This is a genomic window from Streptococcus sp. HMSC063B03 (genome assembly GCF_001836965.1).
In the GTDB taxonomy this organism is placed as follows: domain Bacteria; phylum Bacillota; class Bacilli; order Lactobacillales; family Streptococcaceae; genus Streptococcus; species Streptococcus pneumoniae_F.
The window spans coordinates 1-744 of record NZ_KV831060.1 but is presented as its reverse complement, the minus strand read 5'-3'; the positions used below and the strand labels follow the sequence as shown (position 1 = coordinate 744).

At 50.8% G+C, this 744-nt stretch carries 8 tRNA genes; all 8 read right to left on the bottom strand.

Going from position 1 to position 744, the window contains the following annotated elements:
• Nucleotide 1: 1 nt before the first annotated feature.
• A tRNA-Pro gene (locus tag HMPREF2628_RS08215) sits at nt 2–75 on the bottom strand.
• Between the two features lie 15 nt (nt 76–90).
• Nucleotides 91–164 (bottom strand) — tRNA-Arg (locus tag HMPREF2628_RS08210).
• An 11-nt stretch (nt 165–175) separates the two neighbouring features.
• Nucleotides 176–261 (bottom strand) — tRNA-Leu (locus HMPREF2628_RS08205).
• A 7-nt stretch (nt 262–268) separates the two neighbouring features.
• Nucleotides 269–340: transfer RNA gene (locus HMPREF2628_RS08200), tRNA-Gly, on the bottom strand.
• A gap of 22 nt (nt 341–362) precedes the next feature.
• Nucleotides 363–435 (bottom strand) — tRNA-Thr (locus HMPREF2628_RS08195).
• An 18-nt stretch (nt 436–453) separates the two neighbouring features.
• Nucleotides 454–535 (bottom strand) — tRNA-Leu (locus HMPREF2628_RS08190).
• Nucleotides 536–540: 5 nt separating this feature from the next.
• A tRNA-Lys gene (locus tag HMPREF2628_RS08185) sits at nt 541–613 on the bottom strand.
• Between the two features lie 23 nt (nt 614–636).
• Nucleotides 637–709: transfer RNA gene (locus tag HMPREF2628_RS08180), tRNA-Asp, on the bottom strand.
• Nucleotides 710–744: the final 35 nt, after the last annotated feature.

Sequence of the window (744 nt, the reverse complement as noted above, 5' to 3'; positions counted from 1 at the left end):
ATCGGGAAGACAGGATTCGAACCTGCGACACCTTGGTCCCAAACCAAGTACTCTACCAAGCTGAGCTACTTCCCGAGTTAAATAGAAAAATGCACCCTAGAGGAGTCGAACCTCTAACCGCCTGATTCGTAGTCAGGTACTCTATCCAGTTGAGCTAAGGGTGCTCATTAGTTTATGCCGAGGACCGGAATCGAACCGGTACGATCGTTACCAATCGCAGGATTTTAAGTCCTGTGCGTCTGCCAGTTCCGCCACCCCGGCCTCTCTAAGCGAACGACGGGATTCGAACCCGCGACCCCCACCTTGGCAAGGTGGTGTTCTACCACTGAACTACGTTCGCACTGTTTTCTTCTATCTAAAAATGCCGGCTACATGACTTGAACACGCGACCCTCTGATTACAAATCAGATGCTCTACCAACTGAGCTAAGCCGGCTCATTTATTATATCTTAATGCGGGTTAAGGGACTTGAACCCCCACGCCGTTAAGCGCCAGATCCTAAATCTGGTGCGTCTGCCAATTCCGCCAAACCCGCATATATGACCCGTACTGGGCTCGAACCAGTGACCCATTGATTAAAAGTCAATTGCTCTACCAACTGAGCTAACGAGTCTAAAATAACTTACGTTATTCTAACGGTCCCGACGGGAATCGAACCCGCGATCTTCGCCGTGACAGGGCGACGTGATAACCGCTACACTACGGGACCTATGGGAGTTAACGGGATCGAACCGCTGACCCTCT